We start from the raw sequence: 23,533 nt of genomic DNA, 5'->3' as shown, positions 1-23,533 counted from the left end.
CGCGCAAGGTGCCCTCCCGCTACAACGCCCCCGCCCTGCGCTTTTGCGTGGGGCGTAGTCGTTTTTGGGCCACCCTCACGGCCATGATGCTGGGCCTGGGGGGCATAGGCTTGCTGGCCTGGGCCTTGCAGGGCGGCGCCAAAGGAGCGGCGCTGCTGCTCGCCGCTGTCAGTCTGTGGCTGCTGTGCGCCGGGTGGGCCCTGCGGTGCTTGCGTCAGCTCGATGCCCAAGCCGGCGGTTTGCTGCGCTGGGATGGCGCGCAGTGGATGTGGGCGCCAGCGGGCGGAGCGCCCGAGCAGACAGTGCAGCTGCACCTTTGCCGCGATCTGCAGTGGGGCTTGCTGCTGCAGCTGCAGCAAGGGGAGGGCGTGCGCTGGTTGTGGCTCGAACGCGCGATGCAGCCCGCAGACTGGCTGGCTCTGCGCCGTGCGGTATATTCGCGCCCCAGACTGGGCGGCGGTGCGGGCCGCAGCGCGCCTGCTGCCGACTCTTTCTGACCCACTGCCTGCATGACAGCTTCCCCCCCCCAGCCCGCCCCGCCCAATGGCGACCTGCAATTGGTCGAACGCACGGTGGCGGGCGACCAGCGTGCCTTTGAGCTGCTGGTGCTCAAATACCAGCGCCGCATTGAACGCCTTATTGGCCGCATGGTGCGCGACGTCGATCTGGTGCCTGACATCGCCCAGGAAACCTTTATCCGTGCCTACCGCGCGCTGCACCAGTTCCGGGGTGAGGCCCAGTTCTACACCTGGCTCTACCGGATCGCCGTCAACACCGCCAAGAAGGCGCTGCTGGAGATGAAGCGCAACCCGGTGCTGACCGAAAGCGCGCTGCGCAGCGGCGGTGATGAAGACGATGAAACTTCTGGCCCTGGGATCGAACTAACCAGCGACGAAACGCCGGAAACCGTGCTGGCGGCCCAGGAAATTGCGGCAGCCGTGAACGCTGCCATGGAGGCTTTGCCCGAAGAATTGCGCATAGCGGTGACGCTGCGCGAAATCGAGGGCCTGAGCTACGAGGACATCGCATCCACCATGGGCTGCCCGATCGGTACCGTGCGTTCGCGGATTTTTCGGGCCCGCGAGGCCATTTCGCAGCGCGTCAAACCCCTGCTGGAGCGCCAGACGGGCAAGCGCTGGTGATGAGGTAAAGCCATGAACGAAACGCACAACCCCTGCGAGCAACTCTCGGCCCTGGCCGATGGTGAGCTGCACGGCGACGAATTCGCCCAGGCCATGGGCCATGTGGCCACCGCCGAAGGCCAGGCCACCTGGGCCATGTACCACCTGGTGGGCGACGTGTTGCGCTCGCCCGAGCTGGCGCACCACGGTCGGCAGGATTTACTGGCCGCCTTGCGCACGCAAATTGCGCAGGAGCCGCAGCGCCCGCAGTTCACCGCCCAGGCGCAGGTGCTGCAGCTGGCGCGCAAGCCAGCAGCCAACGTGGCGCTGCTGCGCTGGAAGATGGTGGCGGGCTTTGCATCGCTCGCCGCTGTCTCGGCCATTGGCTGGAACGTGGCCCTGGGGCTGCGCAGTGAAACCGGGGTGCAGCTGGCGGCAGCCGTTCCAGCGGCCCCGGCTGCAGCAGCGCCAGCGTCTGTGCCGGCTGCGCCGAACCAGGTACTGGCCGTGGCGGACTTGCCCAACGGCCCGCAGCTCATGCTGCGCGACGCCCGGCTCGATGAGCTGATGGCGACCCACAACCAGTACCACGGGGCCAACAACCTGCAGGTGCCGGCAGAGTTCTTGCGCAATGCCACCTTCGCCGCGCCGGTGACGGCCCCGCAGCGCTGACCCCTGTCCATTTTTTCCGTGCGGCCTGCGCCTTCTGCCAGGCTGTGTTTTTGTTTTCCTGACGAAAGGATTTCCGAATGCGTGCGTTCGACGGCAAACTGTTGCAGTCTTGTATTCTCTCGGCGGCCCTGGTGCTGGGCCTGGGCCTGGCGGGGGCGGCGCCCCAGGTGCAGGCGCAAACGGTGGTGCGTGGCCTGCCTGATTTCACCGAGCTGGTCGAGCAGGTCGGGCCCTCGGTGGTCAATATCCGTACCCTGGAAAAAACGGCGGGCCGCCAAGGCGCAGGGGCCGGCATGGACGAGGACATGCAAGAGTTCTTCAAGCGCTTTGGCCTGCCGCTGCCCAATATGCCCCGCCAGCAGCGCCCCCTGCCCGACGACGAGCAGCCGCGCGGTGTTGGCTCGGGTTTTATTCTTTCGGCCGATGGCTACGTCATGACCAACGCCCACGTGGTCGAAGGCGCCGATGAGCTCATCGTCACACTGACCGATAAGCGCGAGTTCAAGGCCAAGGTGGTGGGCAGCGACAAGCGCACCGACGTTGCCGTCGTCAAGATCGACGCCACCGGCCTGCCGGCGGTCAAGGTGGGCGATGTCAGCCGCCTCAAGGTGGGCGAATGGGTGATGGCGATTGGTTCGCCCTTTGGCCTGGAGAACAGCGTGACGGCGGGCATCGTCAGTGCCAAGCAGCGCGACACGGGCGACTACCTGCCGTTCATCCAGACCGATGTCGCCATCAACCCTGGTAACTCCGGCGGGCCGCTGATCAATATGCGCGGTGAGGTCGTCGGCATCAACAGCCAGATTTATTCGCGCTCGGGCGGCTTCATGGGCATTTCGTTTGCCATTCCGATGGATGAGGCCATGCGCGTGAGCGAGCAGCTGCGCGCCAGTGGGCGCGTGACGCGTGGGCGCATTGGCGTGCAAATCGCTCCCGTGACCAAGGACATTGCCGAATCCATTGGCCTGGGCAAGCCCCAGGGGGCGCTGGTGTCGGCGGTGGAGCCGGGCTCGCCGGCGGAAAAGGCCGGTGTCGAGGCCGGTGACGTCATCACCAAGTTCGACGGCAAGGCGATCGACAAAGTCTCGGACCTGCCGCGCCTGGTGGGCAACACCAAGCCTGGCCACAAGAGCCAGCTGACGGTGCTGCGCCGGGGCAGCCTGCGCGAACTGAGCCTCACCATTGCCGAGGTTGAGCCCGACGAGAAGCAAGCCGCCCTGGGCAGCGCGGGCAAGGCCAAGCCTTCGGCGGCGGCCAAGCAGCTGGGCCTGGTGCTGGCAGAACTGACGCCGGCGCAGAAAAAAGAGCTGCACCTGCGCGGCGGCGTGCGCGTGCTTGCCGCCAGCGATGCGGCTGCGCGTGCCGGGCTGCAAGAGGGCGACGTGATCCTGGCGCTGGCCAATGTGGAGACGCCAACCCTCAAGGACTTTGAGGCCACGCTGGCCAAGGTGGACAAGAGCCGGCCCATCAACGTCCTGGTGCGCCGGGGCGAATGGGCGCAGTATGTGCTGATCCGTCCGGGGCGCTGAGGCGGCGCAGCGCGCTGCAGATAAAATCACGCCTTTGCCGCAGGTGGCAGAACCAAAACGGGGCGCGTCGTCGTTGGACGCGCCCTTTTTCTTGTCCGCCCTGCTGCGGTTGAACCCAGAAAAAATTGTTTGATGAACCACATCCGTAACTTTTCCATCATTGCGCACATCGACCACGGCAAGTCCACCCTGGCCGACCGCCTGATCCAGCGCTGCGGCGGCCTGGCCGAGCGCGAGATGGAGGCCCAGGTGCTCGACTCGATGGACATCGAGAAAGAGCGCGGCATCACCATCAAGGCACAGACGGCGGCGCTGTCGTACAAAGCCAAGGATGGCCAGGTTTACAACCTCAACCTGATCGACACACCCGGTCACGTGGACTTTTCCTACGAAGTCTCGCGCTCGCTCTCGGCCTGCGAGGGCGCGCTCTTGGTTGTGGATGCCAGCCAGGGCGTGGAGGCGCAGACCGTGGCCAACTGCTACACCGCGCTCGATCTGGGGGTGGAAGTCACGGCGGTGCTCAACAAGATGGATTTGCCGCAAGCCGACCCCGACAACGCCAAGGCCGAGATCGAGGACGTGATCGGCATCGACGCCTCGGACGCCATTCCCTGCTCGGCCAAAACCGGCATGGGCATTGATGAAATTCTGGAAGCCATCGTCGCCAAGGTGCCCGCGCCCAAGGGCAAGCCCGACGGCCCGCTGCGCGCCATGATCATCGACAGCTGGTTCGACAGCTACGTCGGCGTCGTCATGCTGGTGCGCGTGGTCGATGGCGAATTGAAGAAGGGCGAGCGCTTCAAGATGATGGCCAGCGGCGCTGCCTACGAGGCCAACCAGCTCGGCGTTTTTACCCCCGCCACCGTGCAGCGCGATGCGCTGCGTGCGGGCGAGGTCGGTTTCATCATTGCCGGCATCAAGGAATTGAAGGCCGCCAAGGTGGGCGACACCATCACGCTGGAAAAAAAGCTGCCGAACAACGCCGGCCCGGCCGCCGAGGCGCTGCCCGGTTTCAAGGAAATCCAGCCCCAGGTGTTCGCCGGGCTCTACCCCACCGAGGCCAACCAGTACGACGCACTGCGCGACGCACTGGAAAAGCTCCAGCTCAACGACGCCTCGCTGCACTTCGAGCCCGAAGTCTCGCAGGCGCTGGGCTTCGGCTTTCGCTGCGGCTTCCTCGGCCTGTTGCACATGGAGATCGTGCAAGAGCGCCTGGAGCGCGAGTTCGATCAGGACCTCATCACCACCGCGCCCAGCGTGGTGTACGAGGTGGTCAAGGGCGACGGCGAAATCATCATGGTGGAGAACCCCTCCAAGATGCCCGACCAGGGCCGCATCCAGGAGGTGCGCGAGCCCATCGTCACCGTGCACCTGTACATGCCGCAAGACTACGTCGGCCCGGTGATGACGCTGGCCAACCAGAAGCGCGGCGTGCAGCTGAACATGCAGTACCACGGCCGCCAGGTCATGCTGACCTATGAGCTGCCGCTGGGTGAGATCGTGCTCGACTTCTTCGACAAGCTCAAATCCGTCAGCCGGGGCTACGCCTCCATGGACTACGAGTTCAAGGAGTACCGCGCCTCCGACGTGGTCAAGGTCGATATCCTGCTCAACGGCGAGAAGGTCGATGCCCTGTCCATCATCGTGCACCGCACGCAGGCGCAATACCGGGGGCGGGCGGTGGCGGCCAAGATGCGTGAAATCATCTCGCGCCAGATGTTCGATGTGGCGATTCAGGCCGCCATTGGCGCCAACATCATCGCCCGCGAGACCATCAAGGCGCTGCGCAAGAACGTGCTGGCCAAGTGCTACGGCGGTGATATCTCGCGCAAGCGCAAGCTGCTGGAAAAGCAAAAGGCCGGTAAAAAACGCATGAAGCAGATTGGGGCCGTGGAAGTGCCGCAAGAAGCCTTCCTCGCCATCTTGCAGGTGGAGGATTGAGCGCCATGCTGCAAGCCATGCAATTCATCACCGCCGCCGTGCTCGCCGCCTTTGGCGGCTATATCGGCGCCTGGTATCTGGGCGCTATCGAAGGCAATTTCGCCCTGCTGCTGTTCCTGGCCACCTTCGTCACCGGCCTGTACTGGCTGGCCGAGCGCTTTTACTTTCTGCCCGAGCGCCGCCGCGCCGCCGCTGCGCTGGAGCAGGCCGACGCGCAGCGGCGCGCTGAGCTGGGCCGCATGGGCATCCAGAAGGTCGATGGCGACGTGAGCGAAGCGCGCAGCCGCATCCTGGCCCAACCCTGGTGGCTGGACTGGACGGCGGGGCTGTTTCCGGTGATTGCGGCGGTGTTTTTCCTGCGCTCGTTTTTGTTCGAGCCGTTCAAAATTCCCTCGGGCTCCATGATCCCGACGCTGCTCGTGGGCGACCTGATTTTGGTGAACAAATTCACCTACGGCATCCGCCTGCCGGTCATCAACAAAAAAATCACCGAAGGCAACCCGGTGCAGCGCGGCGACGTGATGGTGTTTCGCTACCCGCCGCAGCCGAGCATGGACTACATCAAGCGCGTGGTTGGCCTGCCCGGCGATGAGGTGGCGTACCTGAACAAGCGCCTGAGCGTCAACGGCCAGCCCGTGGCCACCAACGCCCTGCCCGATTTCTTCGACCAGGACGCCATGCGCTACTTCAAGCAGTTTGACGAGCAGCTGGGCGCGCAGCCGCACCGCCTCATCATCAACACCGAAGTGCCAGCCTTTGTGCAAGGCACGAGCAATTTTGACGACCGTGACCATTGCCGCTACAGCGTCGAGGGCGTAGTCTGCAAAGTACCTGCGGGCCACTATTTCATGATGGGTGACAACCGCGATAATTCGCTCGATTCGCGTTACTGGGGTTTTGTGCCAGACCAGAACATCGTCGGCAAGGCATTTTTTGTCTGGATGAACTTCGGTAATTTCAAGCGCATTGGCGCTTTCCATTAAACCAAAGAGGGGATATCACATGACTGAGCATCGCTTGAACCGCCGCAGCCGCTTTCACCAGCGCGGTCTGTCGTTCTTCGGCCTGGTATTTGTTGGCGTTTTTGCCGTCGCTGCCTTTGCCATTGGTGGCCAGTCCATCCCTATCTTTTTGGAAAACCAGGCAATCCGCAAAGCCGCCGCCAAGGCCGCGCGCGAAGGCAGCTCGGTGCCCGATGTGCGCACCATTTTCGACAAGGCAGCGCAAATTGACGACATCAAGTCGATCAAGGGCGCAGACCTTGAAGTCACCAAGCGCAACGACAAAATCGTCGTCTCTTATCAATACTCGCGCGAGATCGCCCTGGCCGGGCCGGCGTATCTCGTGTACCGCTTCAACGAACAGACCAAATAGGTGCTCCCCAGTCTTTTAGCGCTGCAGCAACGCCTGCAGCATGATTTCTCCGACCCCGCGCTCCTGCAGCGGGCCGTCACCCACCGCAGTTTTTGTGCCGACCACAACGAGCGCCTGGAATTCCTGGGCGACTCGGTGCTGAACCTGGCCGTCTCCAGCCTGCTGTACGCGCGCCTGGCGCGCCTGCCCGAGGGCGATCTCTCGCGCGTGCGCGCCAACCTCGTCAAGCAAGACACGCTGCACCAGCTGGCGCTGCGCCTGCAGCTGCCCGAGGTGCTGCGCCTGGGCGAGGGCGAATCCAAGTCCGGCGGCAAGCAGCGCCCCTCCATCCTGGCCGACGCCCTCGAAGCGCTGATTGGCGCCGTCTACCTCGACGCTGGCTACACCTGCGCCGAAGCCCTGGTGCACCGCCTGTTCGAGCGTGTCGAGATCAACCCGCAGATGCAGGCTGCCTCCAAGGACGCCAAAACCGCGTTGCAGGAGTGGCTGCAGGGCCGCAAAATGAAACTGCCCCAGTACCAGGTGCTGGCCGTGGCCGGCGAGGCGCACCGCCAGACCTTCGAGGTGCAATGCGCGATTGCCGCCCTGGGCCTGGCCGAGCGCGGCAGCGGCGCCTCGCGCCGCGCGGGCGAGCAAGCTGCTGCCGCCGCCATGCTGACCACTTTGAAAGCCAAACACCGATGACCAATGCTACAGAAAACGTAGCTGCCAGCGCTGATGAACAGGGCGCTGGCGGCCAAAATGACCTTGAATCCATGCTCGCCGCCGCGCGCCCCGCAGGCGCCGGTGCCGAGGGTCAGCGCTGCGGCCTGATTGCCATCGTCGGCAAGCCCAACGTCGGCAAGTCCACGCTCATGAATGCGCTGGTGGGGCAAAAAATCTCCATCACCAGCCGCAAGGCGCAAACCACGCGCCACCGCATCACGGGCATCCGCACCCAGGGGGCGACGCAGTTCATCTTCGTCGATACGCCGGGCTTTCAAACCCGGCACAGCACGGCGCTGAACAAATCGCTGAACAAGACCGTGATGGGCGCCATTGGCGACGTCGATCTGATCCTGTTCGTGGTCGAAGCCGGCAGCTTCACCCCGGCGGACGCCAAGGTGCTCTCCCTGTTCAAGCCTGGCATCCCGACGCTGCTCATTGCCAACAAGCTCGACACCATCCACCGCCGTGCCGAGATTGCGCCCTGGTTGCAAGAGATGCAGCACCGGCACGCGTTCACCGAATTCGTGCCCATGTCGGCCAAGAACAAGGGCAACATCGAGCGTCTGTTCGGCATTTGCGAAAAATACCTGCCCGAGCAGCCCTGGATGTACGCCGAGGACGAGCTCACCGACCGCAGCGAGAAATTCCTTGCCAGCGAAACGGTGCGCGAAAAACTCTTTCGCTTCACCGGCGACGAGCTGCCCTACACCTCCACCGTGGTGATTGACAAGTTCGATGAGGAAAAGAGCAAGCAGTACAAGCGCTTCATCCGCATCGCGGCCACCATCGTCGTCGAGCGCGACGGCCACAAGGCCATGGTGATCGGCGAGAAGGGCGAAAAGCTCAAGCGCATCAGCACCGAGGCACGCCAGGAGCTGGAAAAACTCATGGACGCCAAGGTGTTCCTGGAAGTCTGGGTCAAGGTGCGCTCCGGCTGGGCCGACGACGAAGCCCGGGTACGCTCCTTCGGTTACGAATGATTTTGGCCTCTAGCGCTTGCCAGGCAAGCGCGAGCAGCTATTAAAGGGATAGCAAAACAATGGCTGTGCGCCGCATCACCGACGAGCCGGCCTTTGTTCTGCACAGCTACCCCTGGAGCGAATCGAGCCTGATCCTCGAAGTCTTCACGCGCCGCCATGGCCGCGTTGCCCTGGTGGCCAAGGGGGCGAAAAAGCCCAGCTCCAACTTCCGCCCCGTGCTGCTGCCGCTGCAGCCGCTGCGCCTGGGCTACAGCCAGACGGCGGGGCAGGGCGAGATCCACACCCTCAAGGGCGCGGAATGGGTGGGCGGCCACGTCATGCCCATGGGCGACGCGCTGCTCGCCGGCCTGTACCTCAACGAGCTGCTGCTGCGCCTGCTGGCGCGCGACGACGAGCACCCGGCGCTGTTCGACACCTACGCCGGCGTGGTACGCGTGCTCGCCGGCGAACATGGCGAAGCCCTGGAGCCCGTGCTGCGCGCCTTCGAGCTGCTGCTGCTGCGCCACCTCGGCCTGCTGCCCGAACTCGACAGCGAAACCCAGACCCAATCGCCCCTGCAGCCCGGCGCCCGCTACCAGCTCACGCCCGAGGCCGGCCTGTGCCGCGCCGCCGCCGGCGAGCGCGCCGCCCTGGCCGCCAGCAGCTGGCAGGCGCTGCAGCAGGCCCTGGCCGTGCGCCAGGACTATCCTGCCACCTTGCGCGCCGCCGCCCCCTGGGCCGGCGAGCTCAAACCCCAACTGCGCGCCCTGCTGCAATACCATTGCGGCAGCCCGCTGCTGCGCACCCGCCAGCTGATGATGGACCTGCAAACGCTATGACCACCCACCACCTGCCCCGCACCGCCCTGTCCGTCAACGTCAACAAAGTCGCCCTGGTGAGGAACACCCGCCACCTGGGCATCCCCAGCGTCACGCGCGCGGCGCAGCTGTGCCTGGAGGCCGGCGCGCAGGGCATCACCGTGCACCCGCGCCCGGACGAGCGCCACATCCGCGCGCACGACGTGTACCAGCTCGCCGAACTCTTGCGCGAGTGGCCGCAGGCGGAATTCAACATCGAGGGCAACCCCACGCACAACCTGATGGAATTCATCCGCCGCGTGCGCCCGCACCAGGCCACCTTCGTGCCCGACAGCCAGGAGCAATTCACCAGCGACCACGGCTGGAACCTGGCGCAGGACGGCGAGCGCCTCAAACCCCTGATCGACGAATGCCGCAGCCTGGGCGTGCGCGTGAGCCTGTTCATGGACCCCATCCCCGGGCAAATGGCCGCAGCGCGCAGCCTGGGCGCCGACCGCGTCGAGCTGTACACCGAACCCTACGCCGCCGCCTGGGGCCAGCCGGCGCAGGCCACCCAGCTCGAACGCTACCGCGCCGCCGCCCAGGCCGCGCTCGCCGTCGGCCTGGGCGTGAACGCCGGCCACGACCTCAACCGCGACAACCTGGCCGACTTCCTGGCCCAGGTGCCCGGCGTGCAGGAAGTCTCCATCGGCCACGCCCTGATCGCCGACGCGCTCGAACTCGGCTACGCCGATACGGTGCGCGCCTACCAGCGCTGCATCGACCAGGGGATGCTCGAACGCGACGCGTAGCGCATCACTCATTAATTTACTCATTAATTGATAGCTGCTCGCGCTTGCCCTGTAAGGGTTCGAGGCCGATTTGACCCATAAACCATGATCTACGGTATCGGCACCGATATTTGCGACGTGCGCCGCATCCGCGCCAGCCTGGAGCGCCACGGCCCGCGCTTTGCTGAAAAAGTGCTGTGCGCGCCAGAGCTGGCCACCTGGCAGGCGCGCAGCGCACGCTGGCCCGAGCGCGGTGTGCGCTACCTGGCGACGCGCTTTTCGGCCAAGGAGGCATTTTCCAAGGCCATTGGCCTGGGCATGGTGATGCCCATGACCTGGCGCGCCTGCGAGATTGCCAACCTCGAAAGCGGCCAGCCGACAGTGGTGCTGCACGGTGCGTTGCGCGATTGGTTTGCCGCGCGCGGCCTGCGCTGCCACCTGAGCATGAGCGACGAGAGCGACTACGCGGCGAGTTTTTGCGTCGTCGAGACTTTTGAACAAAATTCCCTGATGAGTGGTATGTCTTAGACTCCTTCCCCCTCTGGGCTTATGTATGCACACATCTTTTTTTGATAGCGCACAACGCTTGTTTGGCGCTGGTTTGCACTCCCTCTCCCCTTGCGGGAGAAGGCTGGGGAGAGGGGTGAATAGGCAAGGTGCTGCCAGCGCCCCCTCTCCCCCGGCCCCTCCCCCGCGCGGGGGGAGGGGAGCACAAACCGCCCTTTGACCAGGCGGATGGGAGCCGTCAAAAGATGTGTGCATACACAAGCCCCTTTGGGGGAAGGCTGGGATGGGGGCCCGCTGGCATTGGGCACAGAGGCTGATGAAGCAAGCGCCGCTGGCCCCCACCCCCGCCCTCCCCCAGTGGGGGAGGGAGTGCAAACCGGCCCCCAATCAGCGTGAGTAGTTATCAAAATAATAGTGTAATGAACCATGTTATGACCTTGCACCGCCCCCTCATCATCGACGTTGCCGGCCTTGAACTCACGGCCGCTGACCGCCGCCGCCTGGCGCACCCGCTGGTCGGCGGCATGATTTTGTTCAAGCGCAACTGGCAGGACAGGGCGCAGCTGCAGCAGCTGTGCGCCGCCATCAAGGCCGTGCGTGCCGACCTGCTGATCTGCGTCGATCACGAAGGCGGGCGCGTGCAGCGCTTTCAGACCGATGGCTTCACGCACCTGCCGCCCATGCGCGCCCTGGGCCAGCGCTGGCCGCAAGACGGCAATGGCCGCCAGGCGCTGCAGGCGCTGGAGCTGGCCAGCGCTGCCGGCTATGTGCTCGGCAGCGAGCTGCGCGCCTGTGGCGTGGATTTTTCGTTTACCCCGGTGCTCGATCTGGATTGGACGCAGGACGACGCTTCGCGCAGCAGCGTGATTGGGGATCGCTCTTTGGGGCGCGACCCGGGCGTGGTCGCCCTCCTGGCCAAAAGCCTGGCGCAGGGGCTGCAGCAGGCGGGCATGGCGCATTGCGGCAAACATTTTCCCGGCCATGGCTTTGTGCAGGCCGATTCGCATACCGACATTCCGGTCGATCCGCGCCCGCTGGCAGCCATCTTGCAGGACGACGCTGCGCCCTACGGCTGGCTGGCGCCGCAGCTCGCGAGCGTCATGCCGGCGCACGTCATCTACCCCGAGGTCGATAGCCGCCCGGCGGGCTTCAGCCGCATCTGGCTGCAAGATGTTTTGCGCGCTCAGCTCGGTTTTGACGGCGCCATCTTCAGCGACGACCTGAGCATGGAGGGCGCGCGCCGCCTCGATGGTCAGAGCATCAGCTACACCGACGCCGCCCTGGCGGCGCTGCAGGCGGGTTGCGACCTGGCACTGCTGTGCAACCAGAGCCTGGGCGACGGCCAGGCGCTCGACGGTCTGCTCGACGGCCTGGCGCAGGCGCAGGCGCAGGCGCGCTGGCAACCGAGCGCCGCGAGCGAGGAGCGGCGCCAGGCACTGCTGCCGCGCAGCCCGGCTACGCCGTGGGCGGCGTTGCCGCAGCAGCGGGCGTACCAGTGGGCGCGTCAGCAGCTGGCGCGTCTTTGAGGGCGCTTTCCGGGGGCGGGTTTCCTGCGCGCCAGCGCCGCAGCACGCGCTGGAAAATCAAGGCGTTGGGGATTTGCAGCAGCACCGGCGGCCCTTCGGGTGCGCTGCTGTCTTCGAGCGTGGTGTAGAGCATGTTGATGTCCACCACACGGCCCTTGGCGCCGGGTTTTTCGGCGGTGTCGAGCAGCTCTATCGTGTCACCCAGGCGAAAGGGGCCGACGGTGAGGATGAGCAGGGCGCAAAACAGGTTCGAGAGCACGCTCCAGGCGGCAAAGAAGGCGACTGCACCGACGGTGGCAAAGCCGGTGAACGCCGTCCACAGCACCGAGGCCGAGACGCCCAGGCGTTCCAGGCTCAGGAGCAGGGCGCTGGAGAAGATGATCCAGCGGATGGCGCCATTGATCGGCATCAACATGGCGTGCGGCAGGCCGTAGCGCGCCGCCGCGCGCGCCACGAGCTTGCGCAGCAGGCGCTGCAGCAGCCAGGCGATGGCCAGGATGAGCAGGATTTGCGCGCCGGGGATGATGACGTCGAGCCAGTCCTGCGCCCAGTCGGGCAGGTGGCCTTTCCATTTGTCGAGGCGGCTCATCAGGGCTGGCGCTGCTCGATGGTGTCCATCTGCATCTCGAAGCTGAAGAAACGGTTGCGCCCCTGCGCCTTGGCGGCGTACAGCGCCTGGTCAGCGCGCATGAGCATACTTTCGGCGTTGCTGCTGTCGTCGGGCAGACAGGTGGTGATGCCGCCCGAGATCGTCAGATGCGGCCCCAGCGGCGAGGCCGGGTGCGCAATGGCCTGCGTCTTGAGCATCTGGCCCAGGGCGCGCGCAAACGTCATGGCGCCCGAGCGCGGGGTGTTGGGCAGGATGAGGGCAAATTCCTCGCCGCCGTAGCGCGTGGCGACGTCGCGCGGGCGCATACATACCCGCTGCAGCAGCTGGGCGACTTCGCGCAGGCAGGCGTCGCCCTGCAGGTGGCCGCAGTGGTCGTTGTAGGGTTTGAAGTGGTCGATGTCGCACAGCATCAGCGTCAGCGGCTGGCCTTCGCGGCGGGCCGAGAGGATTTCGTTGTGCAAGATGCGGTCGAGCCCGCGCCGGTTCACCAGCCCGGTGAGGCTGTCGCTTTCGACCAGGGCGTTCAGGCGTTCGTTGGCTTGGTGCAGGTCGTCGCTCAGTTGCACCAGGCGCCGGCGCATGTCCAGCAGGCGGCGCATGGCGCGCAGCTTGGCGGTGAGTACGATGGGTTTGACGGGTTTGACCAGGTAGTCGTCGCCGCCAACTTCGATGCCGCGCCAGACGTCAAGCTCGTTGTCCAGGCCCGAGAGGAAGATGATGGGCGTCCATTCGCCCGGTTCGGCCTCGCGCATTTGCTGCGCCGCCCAGTAGCCGTCGTGGCCGGGCAGGCGGATGTCGAGCAGCACCAGGTCTGGGCGGTGGGCCTTGAATTGCGCCAGGGCTTCTTCGGCGCTCGCAGCTTCGAGGATGCGCGAGACGCCTGCGTGCTGCAGCTCGGCTGCCAGGGCTGCGCGCACCGAGCGTTGGTCGTCCACCACCAGGACCGTGAAGTGGTAGTGCACCACCGGCGTGGGCGCGCGCACGGACGGCAGCTCAATGGCGGGTGGTGCATTCACGGTCATGGTGTGGGGCTCAACTCTCGCGGCGCAGCGCGGGGAACAGGATGACGTCGCGGATGCTCTGGCTGTCGGTCAGCAGCATCATGAAGCGGTCGATGCCGATGCCGCAGCCGCCCGCCGGTGGCATCCCGTGTTCGAGCGCGCGCACAAAGTCCTGGTCGAAGTACATGGCTTCGTCGTCGCCGCTGTCTTTGGCGTTGACCTGGGCCTGAAAGCGTGCGGCCTGGTCTTCGGCGTCGTTCAATTCGCTAAAGCCGTTGCCAAATTCGCGCCCGGTGATGTAGAGCTCAAAGCGCTCGGTCACTTCGGGGCGGCTGTCGTTGGCGCGAGCGAGCGGGCTGATCTCGGTCGGGTGCTCCATGATGAAGGTCGGCTGCCAGAGCTTGTCTTCCACCGTTTCTTCAAAGTACAGCACCTGCAGGCTGGCCAGGCTGCGCGTGGACAGGCGGTCTTTTTCTTCGCTCAGGCCGAGCTTTTTCAGTGCGCTGATGAGCCAGGCGGCGTCGTCCACATGGGCGCCCGCCTCGGTGTACTGGTAGATGGCTTCGCGGATGGTCAGGCGGGCAAAGGGCTGGCTCAGATCGACGGCGCGGCCCTGGTAGCTCAGTTGCAGCGTGCCCACGGCCTTCATGGCGGTGTCGCGGATGAGCTGCTCGGTAAAGCCCATCAAGTCCTGGTAGTTCCAGTACGCGGCGTAGAACTCCATCATGGTGAACTCGGGGTTGTGGCGCACCGAGATGCCTTCGTTGCGGAAGTTGCGGTTGATCTCGAACACGCGCTCAAAGCCGCCCACCAGGAGGCGCTTCAAGTACAGCTCGGGCGCAATGCGCAGGTACATGTCTTGTTCGAGCGCGTTGTGGTGCGTGATGAACGGGCGTGCGTTGGCACCGCCGGGAATGGGGTGCAGCATGGGCGTTTCCACCTCCAAGAAGCCATGCTCGACCATGAAGGCGCGGATGCTGGAGACGGCCTTGCTGCGCGCCACGAAGCGCTGGCGCGTGCTGTCGTCGGTCATCAAGTCAACGTAGCGCTGGCGGTACTTCATCTCCTGGTCCGCCATGCCGTGGAACTTGTCGGGCATGGGGCGCAGGCTCTTGGTCAAGAGGCGCAGTGCGGTCACCTTGATGGAGAGCTCGCCGGTCTTGGTCTTCATCAGCGTGCCTTCGGCGCCCAGGATGTCGCCCAGGTCCCAGTGCTTGAAGGCGCCGTACAGCTCCTCGCCCAGCGCGTCGCGCGTGACGTAGAGCTGGATGCGGCCCGTGGCGTCTTGCAGCGTGGCAAAGCTGGCCTTGCCCATGACGCGCTTGAGCATCATGCGCCCGGCAACGCTGACCGGCACGGGCGTGGTTTCGAGGGCTTCGGCGCTGCTCGCCTCGTGCTGCGCCTGCAGGGCAGCAGCGCGGTGCGCGGGCTTGAAGTCGTTGGGGAAGGTCACGCCCCCGCTTTGTGCCTGTTGCTCGCGCAACGCCTTGAGTTTCTCGCGGCGCTCGGCGATGAGTTGGTTGTCGTCTTGCGCGGGGGCGGGGCTGGCGTTTTGGAGGTCGGACATAAAGGCTTGGGGCCCAGGGTGCGGGCCGGTTGGGGGCAGAAAAACCGCCTATTTTAAGGATGAGGGCGTTGCCTTAGGTGGCAATGCCGGTGCGATCGAGCACGTCGCCCACCAGCTCCAGGCGCTGCAGCGGGTTTTGCAGCGCCATGAGCTGCTGCTTGAGCGTCAGCGGCGCGGGCAGCAGCTCGCACCAGCGGTTGGCCACCCAGCCGCAGTCGCCCAGTTGCTCGGGCGTGGGCGCGTTCTGGCCCGGGGTGCGGCCCTGGTCGTGCAGGCGAGCGAGCACCTGGGCCAGCGCCAGGGCAATGGCGCGCAGCGATGCCGGAATGGCAACGGGCAGGTCGGCGTCGATTTGCTCAACGTCGGCAATCCACAGGCCATGCGCCAGGCGGCTTTGCTGGCGGATGTGAAAGCGCTCGGCGCCGCGCACCTGCAGCGTCAGCAGGCCGGGCTGGGGCGCTTGCAGCTGCTCTATGCCCGCCAGCGTGCCGGTGCTGGCGAATTGCTCGGGGGCTGCGCCGGCCTGGCGCACCTCTTGCCCGCTGGTGAGGGTGACGACGCCAAAGGGGGCGCCCGCCAGCTGGCATTTGCGCACCATATCGAGGTAGCGCACCTCAAACACGCGCAGCGCCAAAACGCCACCAGGAAAGAGCACCGTCTGCAGTGGAAACAGCGGCAGGGAGGAGAGAGTCAGAGGAAATGCCATGGAGAGTACCTGGCCGCTATCATCCCACGGCTGTATTTGCCCCTTGCGCCGTTTGTCCATGCTCTATCAAATCCTTACCTTTTTGCTCGACGTGGTCGGCGGCTTGTTCACCGGCGCCTGCCTGTTGCGTCTGTACATGCAGCAGCAGCGCATTGGCTTTGCCAACCCGCTGGGGCAGCTGGTGTTTGCCCTGTCGGACTGGCTGGTGCTGCCGCTGCGCCGCGTGATCGTGCCGCTGGGGCGGCTCGATACCTCCAGCCTGGTGGCCGCGCTGCTGCTGCAGCTGCTCCAATACCTGCTGCTATGGCTGTTGCTGGGGGGCGCCGTGCCCCTGCTGTGGGTGCCGCTGCTGGCGCTGCTGGGCCTGGTGCGCGTGACCTTGACGGGTCTGACCGGGCTGTTCCTGGTTTATGCGCTGCTGTCCTGGGTGCCGGCGCGTTCACCGCTGAGCGATGTCATCGCCCGCCTGGCCGAGCCGCTGCTGCGCCCGCTGCGCCGTCTGCTGCCGCGCATAGGGGGCATAGACCTGTCGCCACTGCTGGCGCTGGTGCTGCTGCAGGTGGCGATGATCGTGCTCGGCCATGTGCAGGCCGGGCTGCTGACTTTTTAAATTCCCTACTGCGCTGACGCCGGCAGCTGGCCTTCGGTCAGGGTGTCGAGCTGAAAGTGCCCGGATTTGTCCCAAAGCCAGACCTCGGTATAGCGGGCGCCAGCGGGCGCTGCCGGGTAGGGCGCGGCGGCGCGTGCCAGGGTTTCTATCTCGGCCACGACCTCGGGCGCGTGCTCTGGTGCCCGCAGCCACTGCAGCTGCTGCACCTGGCCTTGGCGGTCGATGTCCAGCGCCAGCACGCCCACGGCGTAGAGCGTGGGCGGCAGCGGCCCGTGGTAGATGCGCTGGGGGTAGCGTTGGTACAGGTGCTGCGCCGCTGCCTGGCGGTAAGTTTTGCTTGCCGGGGCCGGGGCCGGGGTGCTGGCGCTGGCAGCAGGCGTTGCTGGCGGCACACTCTGGCAGGCGCTCAGCGCCAAGGCGCAGCCCAGGCTGACCAACAGGGTGCGAATGGGGACGGGAAAAAATTGGCGGGTGGATGGCATGGCGCAAGCAGGGCAGGTGCGGGGGGATGGCGGAAAGCGGTGTTCCTAACGCTTTTTTATTCTTGATGGCGGCGCAGGGATTTTATTGATATGCCTCAAAACCGTGCCGCCCAGAGGCCGGCACAGTGCAGTCTATGTTTTTGACTCCGACTTTCGATCCCTCTGCCCAGGCTGAAGTGCTGGCGCCTGGCGGGCTGCTGCGTGCCCGCAACGAGCGCCCGAGCACCGTGCTGCATCTCGACAGCGGCCGTGTGCTGCTGGGGGTGCGCGAGGGTGAGCAACTGCGCCACCAGTTGGGTGTGGTCGAAGGCCCGGCCTGGCTCGATGCGGCGCCGGCGCTGCTCGATCTGCCCTGTGCCGTGGACATGGTGGCCGACGGCGTGGTGCACTTTCGCCGCGTGCCGCGCGAGACTTTTCTGCGCGGTTTTGCCGTATTGCCCGATTCGGTGCAGAGCCTGTTGCGCGACATGGCCGCTGGTTACTGCCAGCAGACCGAGCTGGCCGTGAGCCGCCTGGCACAAGACGCCGAAGCGCGTTGCGCCCAGTGGCTGCTGCGCCACGCGCAAAACGACGGCAGTGGTGCGCTGCGCGTCACCTTGCACCAGCGCAAGCGCATGATCGCCGCGCAGCTGGGCATTGCGCCCGAAACCTTCTCGCGCGTGCTGCGCCAGCTGCGCGAGCATGGCTTGATCGCCGGCACCGGCAACGTACTGAATCTGCCCCAACCGCGCGCGCTGCAGCTCGTCGCCGGCGGTTAAGTCGCTAGGGTTTTCCTGCCTCCTGTGGCAGGGGTGCGCCCCAATGGCTGGCGCGCGGGCGCTGCGTATATTGGCCGGCATCGTCGTTCAGGCTTGCCGCGCCGCCATGTTGTCTCCCTTTTGTTTTTGCGCCATTTGCGAGGGGCTGCTGTGAAGCGCCCCTCTTTGCGCGCTGCCGCAGCCGCTGGTGATAGCGGCTTTTGGTGGGCTCCTGGCCCGCTGGTGGCGGCGCTGATGGTGGTGGCGGTGCTGGCGCTGTTGCTCGGTGGCGCCGGCGCGGCTTGGCTGATGGCGCGTGCCCTCGGGCCAGGGCAGGAGCAGCGCCAAGCGGCGCAGCAAGATGCCGAGGTGGAAATGCTCGCGCGCCTGTTGGCGGGCAAGATCGAGCAAAACCAGCGCCTGCTGACTTTGGCTGCCAGCGGCATCACGCCGGCCTTGCTCGAATCCCCAGCCCAGCTGCAGCATTGGCTTGAGCAGGGTGTGCCGGCGGCGCGTTGGTTCGACAGTTTGCTGCTGGCGCGCAGCCACGGTGATGTCAGCCTGTACCTGCGCCATGGCCGCCCGCAGCCGGCAGGCAGCCTGGAGCCGGCGGAGCGCGACGGCCTGCGTCAGGCCCTGGCCGACGGCAAACCCCTGCTCAGCGGCCCGCTCGCTGGCAGCAGCGGCGGTGAGCCCCGCCTGTTGCTGACCATGCCGCTGCGGCGCGAAGACGGCAGCTTGTTCGCCGTGTTCGGCGCCAGCCTGCGCCTGTCGGCCCTGCTGCCGCCACCGCTGGCGCAGCAAACCGATGCCCGCTTGCTGGTGTTCACCCGCGAAGGCATTTTGTTGACCCACCCCGATCCGGCGCGCCTGCTGGGTGACGCGCGCGATGAACCTGGCCTGGGCGCGCAGATGGCGTCTGCACAAGCCGTGACCGAGGGCGTGCGGCATTGGCGCGCGTCGGGTCTGCTCGTCAGCCTTGCGGGAATGCCTTTGCCGCAATGGTGGGTGGCGCGCGTGAGCCCCGCGCCGCTGGCGTGGCAGCAAGGCGATGGGTTGGGGCAGGTGGCCGCCTGGCTGTTGTTGCTGGCCCTGGGTTTGGTGTTGCTGCTGACTTGGCTGGCGCAGCCGCTGGCGCTGCTGCGCCAGCGGGCACCGCAGCTTTTGCAGGCCGATGCCGAGCCCCTGACACCTTGGCCCCAGGCGCGCGGTGAGGTGCGGGTGCTGGCCCAGGTGCTGCAGCAGCTGGGGGAGCAGCGGGCGGTTTTGCGCGCTGAACTGGTGCAGCAGCAAGGCCAGTTCCAGGCGGTGCTCGAACATGCGCCGCTGGGCATCATCATCACCCGGGCCGGGCGGCTGGCGCTGCTCAACCGCCAAGCCTGCCAGATGCTGGGGGCGCGGCGTGAAGCGCTGCAGGGCTTGCATGTGGGCGTGCTGCACGCGGCAGTGACCGATTACGAACGCATCACGCGCCAGGTGGGGCAGGCGTTTCGTGCCCATGGCGCTTTTCATGGGGAGATGTGCCTGCTGCGCCGCGATGGCGGCGCCGTCTGGGTGCGGGTGCAGGCTTATGTGCTGGGGGCGCTGCACGAGGGCGCAGGCTCGTTGTGGCTGCTCGAAGACCTGACGGCCGAGCGCCAGGCGCAGCGCCAGCAGGACTGGCAGGCCGGGCACGACGCGCTGACGCAGCTGCCCAACCGCCAGCTGCTGGAGCAGCGCCTGCAGCCCTTGCTGGCGCCGTACCAGACGCAGTACCAGGCCCAGCCCGGGCCGCAGGATGAGGGCGGGGTGTTGCTGTTTCTCGACCTGGATCACTTTGCCGTCATCAACGACGAAGCCGGGCACGAGGCCGGCAACGACCTGCTGCGCCAGGTGGCCCATTTTTTGCAAACCCAGGTGCGCGCCCTGGGCTGGGCAGCGCGCCTGGGAGGCGACGAATTTGCCCTGGTGCTGCCCGGCTGCACGGTCGCACGCGGCCTGGCCCTGGCCGAGGAGCTGTGCGCTGCGCTGCAGGCTTGGGAGCCGCGCTACCAGGGGCGCAGCTTTACGCTGAGCGCCAGCATTGGCCTGGTGCGCCTGGACGCTGGCTTTGCCAGTGTGGCCGAACTGTTGCACGCAGCCGACATGGCCTGCTACAGCGCCAAGCGTGCGGGGCGCAACGGTGTCGTGCAGGGCTGAACAGGATGGAGAGGCGTGCCTCTGCAGCTATTAAAACAATAGCTGCTAGCGCGCGTGGAATAAGCCCTAGCACCCTTTTTAATCCTGGGGATTGGCGATTTTGAGAGACAATCCGCGCCATGCATTTTTCTGACCACCCTGCCGCTGGCGCTGCCGTAGCCCCAGCGGCGCTGCGCTTGCAGTTGACGGGCATTACCAAGCGCTACCCCGCCGTGGTGGCCAACGACGGCATCGACCTGGCCGTGCGCGCCGGGGAGATTCACGCCGTGCTGGGCGAGAACGGGGCCGGTAAATCGACGCTGATGAAAATCATCTACGGCGCCGTCAAGCCCGATGAAGGCCAGGTGCGCATTGATGGCCGCGTGGTGCACATTCGCAACCCGCAGGAGGCGCGCTCGCTGGGCATCGCCATGGTGTTTCAGCATTTCAGCCTGTTTGACACCCTGACCGTGGCCGAGAACGTCTGGCTCGGGCTCGACCGCACGCACAGCCTGCCCGAGGTCACGCGCCGCATTGCCGACAAGGCCAGCGAATACGGCCTGGACATCGACCCCCTGCGCCCGGTGCACACACTCTCGGTGGGCGAGATGCAGCGCGTGGAGATCATTCGCGCCTTGCTGACCAACCCGCGCCTTTTGATTCTGGACGAGCCGACCTCGGTGCTCACGCCGCAGGCGGTGGAAAAGCTCTTTGTCGTGCTGCAGCAGCTCGCGCGCGAGGGCTGCTCCATTCTCTACATCAGCCACAAGCTGCACGAAATCCGCACCCTGTGCAGCGCCTGCACCGTGGTGCGCGCGGGCCAGGTGACGGGCGTGTGCGACCCGCGCCAGGAGAGCAACGCCTCGCTCTCGCGCCTGATGATCGGTGCCGAGCCGCCGGTGCATGTGCCGCGTGCAGCGCAGGCGGGCGCGCCCGTGCTCAGCGTGCAGGGCCTGAGCCTGGCGCGCGGCGATGCCTTTGGCGTCGATCTGGTCGATTTGCAGCTGCAGGTCTGCGCCGGCGAGGTGGTGGGCATTGCCGGTGTCTCGGGCAATGGGCAAAAAGAGCTGCTGTACGCCCTCTCGGGCGAGGACCGGCGTGCGGCGCCCGCCATGGTCCAAATTCGCGGCCCCCAGGGCATGGTTGCTGCCGGGCGCCTGGGTGCGGGCCAGCGGCGTGCGCTGGGGCTGCACTTCGTGCCCGAGGAGCGCCTCGGGCGCGGCGCTGTGCCCAGCCTGGGGCTGGCGCACAACCTGCTGCTCACGCGCGAGGATGCGCTTGGCGCCGGCGGCTGGATTCGCCTGGGCGCGCTGCGGGCGCAGGCGCGCAGCATCATCGAGCGCTTTGGCGTCAAGGCCGGTGGGCCGGATGCGCCGGCGCAGTCGCTCTCGGGCGGCAACTTGCAGAAATTCATCATGGGCCGCGAAATCGACGCCGGCCCGAAACTGCTCATCGTCAGCCAGCCGACCTGGGGCGTGGACGTGGGCGCGGCAGCACAAATCCGTGGCGCCATCCTGGCCCTGCGCGACCAGGGCTGCGCGGTGCTGGTGCTCAGTGAAGAATTGGACGAATTGTTTGAAATGAGTGACCGCCTGTATGTGCTGGCCAAGGGCCACCTCTCGCCCTCCGTACCCCGTGCCGACGCCAGCGTCGAGCGCATTGGCGAATGGATGAGCGGCCTGTGGCACGCCGACGTGCAGGCGCACCTGGGCGCCCTGCAAGCGCAGGAGGCGGCCGATGTTCAAGCTTGAAGCGCGGCCCGCGCCCTCGCGCCTGTGGTCCTACGGCGCGCCAGTGCTGGCGCTGGCGATCACGGTGGTCATTGGTGTGGCGTTGTTCATGGCCCTGGGCAAAGACCCGCTGCGCGGCCTGCAGGTGTTTTTCTGGGAACCCATCAAAACCCCTTACGCCCTGGGGGAGCTGGCCGTCAAGGCGACGCCGCTGCTGCTCATCGCCCTGGGGCTGGCGGTGTGCTTTCGCTCCAACGTCTGGAACATTGGCGCCGAGGGCCAGTTCGTCCTCGGCGCCATTGCCGCCGGCGGCGTCGCCCTGCTGGCAGACAAGGGCACCGGGCCCTGGATCGTGCCGGCAATTTTGTGCGCTGGGGTGCTCGGCGGCATGGCCTGGGCGGGCATCACGGCGCTGCTGCGCGACCGTTTCAACGCCAACGAAATTTTGGTCAGTCTGATGCTGGTGTACGTGGCCACGCTGCTGCTGAGCTACCTGGTGTACGGGCCCTGGAAGGACCCGATGGGCTACAACTTTCCGCAGACCAAGATGTTCGAGCGCGTGACGCAGATGCCCAAGTTGTTTGCCGGCTCGCGCGTCACCATCGGCCTGCCGCTGGCGCTGGCGGCAGCGGCGGCGCTGTGGGTGTTCCTGTTCCGCACCCGTGCCGGCTTTGCGCTGCAGGTCGGGGGGCTGGCGCCGGCAGCGGCGCGCTACGCCGGTTTTTCCTCGCGCCGCGCGCTCTGGGTGGCGCTCTTGATCTCGGGCGGCGCCGCCGGTCTGGCCGGGGCGCTGGAGGTGGCCGGGCCCATTGGCCAGCTCACGCCCTACGTGCCGGCGGGCTACGGTTTTGCCGCCATCATCGTTGCCTTCGTCGGGCGCCTGCACCCGGTGGGCATGGTGCTGTCGGCGCTCTTGATGAGCATGTTTTATATCGGCGGTGAGCTGGCGCAATCGCGCCTGGGGCTGCCCAAGGCGCTGACGGGCGTGTTCCAGGGGCTGCTGCTGTTCACGCTGCTGGCCTGCGACACCCTGGTGGCCTACCGCCTGCGCTGGGCGGCTGCGCACAAGGAGGCGCATTGATGGAATCGTACGCATTGCTGCTGGGCGCCACGCTCAGCGCCGGCACGGTGCTGGCGCTGGCAGCGCTGGGCCTGTTGATCAACGAAAAAGCCGGCATCGTCAACCTCGGCGCCGAGGGCATGATGCTGTGCGCCGCCGTTGCCGGCTTTGCCACCGTGGTGCACACCGGCAGCTTTGCCTTGGGGCTGCTCGCCGGTATGGCGGCCGGGGCACTGCTGGCGGCGCTGCTGGGCCTGCTGGTGATCTGGCTGGGCACCAACCAGTACGCCACCGGCTTGGCGCTGTCGCTCTTTGGCGTGGGTTTCTCTGCTTTTGCCGGGCTGGGCTACGTGCAGGCCAAGCTGCCGACATCGCCCAGCTTTGCCCTGCCGCTGCTGGGCGATATTCCTGTGCTGGGGCCGGCGCTGTTTCGCCTGCACCCGCTGGTCTATGGCACGGTGCTGTTGGCGGGGGCCATTGTTTGGTTTTTGTACTACACGCGCGCCGGGCTGGTATTGCGCTCGGTGGGCGAGTCGCCGCAGGCGGCGCACGCCCTGGGGTATCCGGTGCGGCGCATCCGCCTGCTGGCGGTGGTGGCTGGCGGTGCGCTGTGCGGCCTGGCCGGGGCTTACGTCTCCACCGTGTACACGCCGCTGTGGGTCGAGGGCATGGTCGCCGGGCGCGGCTGGATTGCCTTGGCCCTGACCACCTTTGCCACCTGGCGCCCGGCGCGTGTGCTGCTCGGGGCGTATTTGTTTGGCGGTGTCACCATGCTGCAGTTTCACCTGCAGGCCACGGGGGTGGAGCTGGCGAGCCAGCTGTTGTCCATGCTGCCGTACCTGGCGACCATCCTGGTGCTGGTCTTGATATCGCGCAATCCGGCCTGGATTCGTGCGAACATGCCGGCCTCGCTGGGTCAGTCCTTCCATCCCGGCCATTGATTTTTCT

Annotated in this window: 24 protein-coding genes; 19 read left to right on the top strand and 5 right to left on the bottom strand. The window is 66.3% G+C overall.

Features of this window, described 5'->3' with window-relative positions:
* Positions 1–8 precede the first annotated feature (8 nt).
* The 13 genes from G7045_RS09870 (at position 9) to nagZ (ending at position 11,925) form a co-directional block, all read left to right on the top strand.
* Positions 9–497 carry a hypothetical protein gene (locus G7045_RS09870; protein WP_166159475.1) on the top strand — a complete coding sequence of 163 codons (489 nt, stop codon included), beginning with the start codon at positions 9–11 and terminating at the stop codon, positions 495–497.
* A 12-nt stretch (positions 498–509) separates the two neighbouring features.
* Positions 510–1,142 carry an RNA polymerase sigma factor RpoE gene (gene rpoE, locus G7045_RS09865; RefSeq protein ID WP_166159474.1) on the top strand — a complete coding sequence of 211 codons (633 nt, stop codon included), beginning with the start codon at positions 510–512 and terminating at the stop codon, positions 1,140–1,142.
* A 12-nt stretch (positions 1,143–1,154) separates the two neighbouring features.
* Positions 1,155–1,793 carry a sigma-E factor negative regulatory protein gene (locus G7045_RS09860; protein WP_166159473.1) on the top strand — a complete coding sequence of 213 codons (639 nt, stop codon included), beginning with the start codon at positions 1,155–1,157 and terminating at the stop codon, positions 1,791–1,793.
* Positions 1,794–1,870: 77 nt separating this feature from the next.
* On the top strand, positions 1,871–3,322 hold the full coding sequence (locus G7045_RS09855) for a DegQ family serine endoprotease (RefSeq protein ID WP_166159472.1): 1,452 nt from the start codon (positions 1,871–1,873) through the stop codon (positions 3,320–3,322).
* A gap of 132 nt (positions 3,323–3,454) precedes the next feature.
* Entirely contained in the window at positions 3,455–5,263 is a 1,809-nt protein-coding gene (gene lepA / locus G7045_RS09850) for a translation elongation factor 4 (RefSeq protein ID WP_166159471.1), read from the top strand.
* An 8-nt stretch (positions 5,264–5,271) separates the two neighbouring features.
* On the top strand, positions 5,272–6,246 hold the full coding sequence (gene lepB, locus G7045_RS09845; RefSeq protein WP_166160424.1) for a signal peptidase I: 975 nt from the start codon (positions 5,272–5,274) through the stop codon (positions 6,244–6,246).
* Between the two features lie 19 nt (positions 6,247–6,265).
* Positions 6,266–6,637, top strand: coding sequence for a DUF4845 domain-containing protein (locus tag G7045_RS09840; RefSeq protein ID WP_166159470.1), 372 nt, complete (start codon positions 6,266–6,268; stop codon positions 6,635–6,637).
* Positions 6,638–7,321 carry a ribonuclease III gene (gene rnc, locus G7045_RS09835; protein ID WP_166159469.1) on the top strand — a complete coding sequence of 228 codons (684 nt, stop codon included), beginning with the start codon at positions 6,638–6,640 and terminating at the stop codon, positions 7,319–7,321.
* A complete protein-coding gene (gene era / locus G7045_RS09830; protein ID WP_166159468.1) occupies positions 7,318–8,325 on the top strand; it encodes a GTPase Era in 1,008 nt (335 codons plus the stop codon). Before rnc ends, era begins: the two co-directional genes overlap by 4 nt.
* 59 nt (positions 8,326–8,384) lie before the next feature.
* Positions 8,385–9,143, top strand: coding sequence for a DNA repair protein RecO (recO, locus tag G7045_RS09825; RefSeq protein ID WP_166159467.1), 759 nt, complete (start codon positions 8,385–8,387; stop codon positions 9,141–9,143).
* Entirely contained in the window at positions 9,140–9,913 is a 774-nt protein-coding gene (locus G7045_RS09820) for a pyridoxine 5'-phosphate synthase (protein WP_166159466.1), read from the top strand. Before recO ends, G7045_RS09820 begins: the two co-directional genes overlap by 4 nt.
* Positions 9,914–9,997: 84 nt before the next feature.
* Positions 9,998–10,420, top strand: coding sequence for a holo-ACP synthase (gene acpS, locus G7045_RS09815; RefSeq protein WP_166159465.1), 423 nt, complete (start codon positions 9,998–10,000; stop codon positions 10,418–10,420).
* Between the two features lie 410 nt (positions 10,421–10,830).
* Positions 10,831–11,925 carry a beta-N-acetylhexosaminidase gene (gene nagZ / locus G7045_RS09810; RefSeq protein WP_166159464.1) on the top strand — a complete coding sequence of 365 codons (1,095 nt, stop codon included), beginning with the start codon at positions 10,831–10,833 and terminating at the stop codon, positions 11,923–11,925.
* Here the strand turns inward: nagZ and G7045_RS09805 are convergent.
* From G7045_RS09805 to G7045_RS09790, 4 genes are all read right to left on the bottom strand, one after another.
* Complete coding sequence (locus G7045_RS09805) at positions 11,855–12,514, bottom strand: mechanosensitive ion channel domain-containing protein (RefSeq protein ID WP_166159463.1); 660 nt, start codon at positions 12,512–12,514, stop codon at positions 11,855–11,857. The genes nagZ and G7045_RS09805 overlap by 71 nt on opposite strands.
* Positions 12,514–13,557 carry a diguanylate cyclase domain-containing protein gene (locus G7045_RS09800; RefSeq protein WP_166159462.1) on the bottom strand — a complete coding sequence of 348 codons (1,044 nt, stop codon included), beginning with the start codon at positions 13,555–13,557 and terminating at the stop codon, positions 12,514–12,516. The genes G7045_RS09805 and G7045_RS09800 overlap by 1 nt, the downstream gene beginning before the upstream one ends.
* Positions 13,558–13,567: 10 nt before the next feature.
* Complete coding sequence (lysS, locus tag G7045_RS09795; RefSeq protein ID WP_166159461.1) at positions 13,568–15,103, bottom strand: lysine--tRNA ligase; 1,536 nt, start codon at positions 15,101–15,103, stop codon at positions 13,568–13,570.
* A 73-nt stretch (positions 15,104–15,176) separates the two neighbouring features.
* Entirely contained in the window at positions 15,177–15,809 is a 633-nt protein-coding gene (locus G7045_RS09790; protein ID WP_166159460.1) for an LON peptidase substrate-binding domain-containing protein, read from the bottom strand.
* A gap of 58 nt (positions 15,810–15,867) precedes the next feature.
* On the opposite strand from G7045_RS09790, the gene G7045_RS09785 reads away from it, so the two are divergent.
* Positions 15,868–16,419: a YggT family protein gene (locus G7045_RS09785; RefSeq protein WP_166159459.1), complete on the top strand. Its 552-nt coding sequence runs from the start codon at positions 15,868–15,870 to the stop codon at positions 16,417–16,419.
* A 5-nt stretch (positions 16,420–16,424) separates the two neighbouring features.
* On the opposite strand, the gene G7045_RS09780 is transcribed toward G7045_RS09785, so the two are convergent.
* On the bottom strand, positions 16,425–16,901 hold the full coding sequence (locus G7045_RS09780; protein ID WP_240919204.1) for a hypothetical protein: 477 nt from the start codon (positions 16,899–16,901) through the stop codon (positions 16,425–16,427).
* A 134-nt stretch (positions 16,902–17,035) separates the two neighbouring features.
* Here G7045_RS09780 and G7045_RS09775 point away from each other — a divergent pair, with 134 nt between their 5' ends.
* The 5 genes from G7045_RS09775 to G7045_RS09755 all read left to right on the top strand — a co-directional run bounded on the left by G7045_RS09775 (position 17,036) and on the right by G7045_RS09755 (position 23,526).
* Positions 17,036–17,659: a Crp/Fnr family transcriptional regulator gene (locus G7045_RS09775; RefSeq protein WP_166159458.1), complete on the top strand. Its 624-nt coding sequence runs from the start codon at positions 17,036–17,038 to the stop codon at positions 17,657–17,659.
* A 150-nt stretch (positions 17,660–17,809) separates the two neighbouring features.
* Positions 17,810–19,816, top strand: a complete 2,007-nt coding sequence (locus tag G7045_RS09770) for a diguanylate cyclase domain-containing protein (RefSeq protein ID WP_240919203.1) — start codon at positions 17,810–17,812, stop codon at positions 19,814–19,816.
* Between the two features lie 119 nt (positions 19,817–19,935).
* Positions 19,936–21,546 carry an ABC transporter ATP-binding protein gene (locus G7045_RS09765; protein WP_166159457.1) on the top strand — a complete coding sequence of 537 codons (1,611 nt, stop codon included), beginning with the start codon at positions 19,936–19,938 and terminating at the stop codon, positions 21,544–21,546.
* Entirely contained in the window at positions 21,533–22,606 is a 1,074-nt protein-coding gene (locus G7045_RS09760; RefSeq protein WP_166159456.1) for an ABC transporter permease, read from the top strand. The genes G7045_RS09765 and G7045_RS09760 overlap by 14 nt, the downstream gene beginning before the upstream one ends.
* Positions 22,606–23,526: an ABC transporter permease gene (locus tag G7045_RS09755; protein ID WP_166159455.1), complete on the top strand. Its 921-nt coding sequence runs from the start codon at positions 22,606–22,608 to the stop codon at positions 23,524–23,526. The genes G7045_RS09760 and G7045_RS09755 overlap by 1 nt, the downstream gene beginning before the upstream one ends.
* Positions 23,527–23,533: the final 7 nt, after the last annotated feature.

Origin of the sequence: Acidovorax sp. HDW3 (assembly GCF_011303755.1) — a bacterium.
Lineage (GTDB): Bacteria > Pseudomonadota > Gammaproteobacteria > Burkholderiales > Burkholderiaceae_C > Paenacidovorax.
Note: the sequence above shows the minus strand (reverse complement) of the source record. Positions and strands in the feature narration are given on the sequence as shown.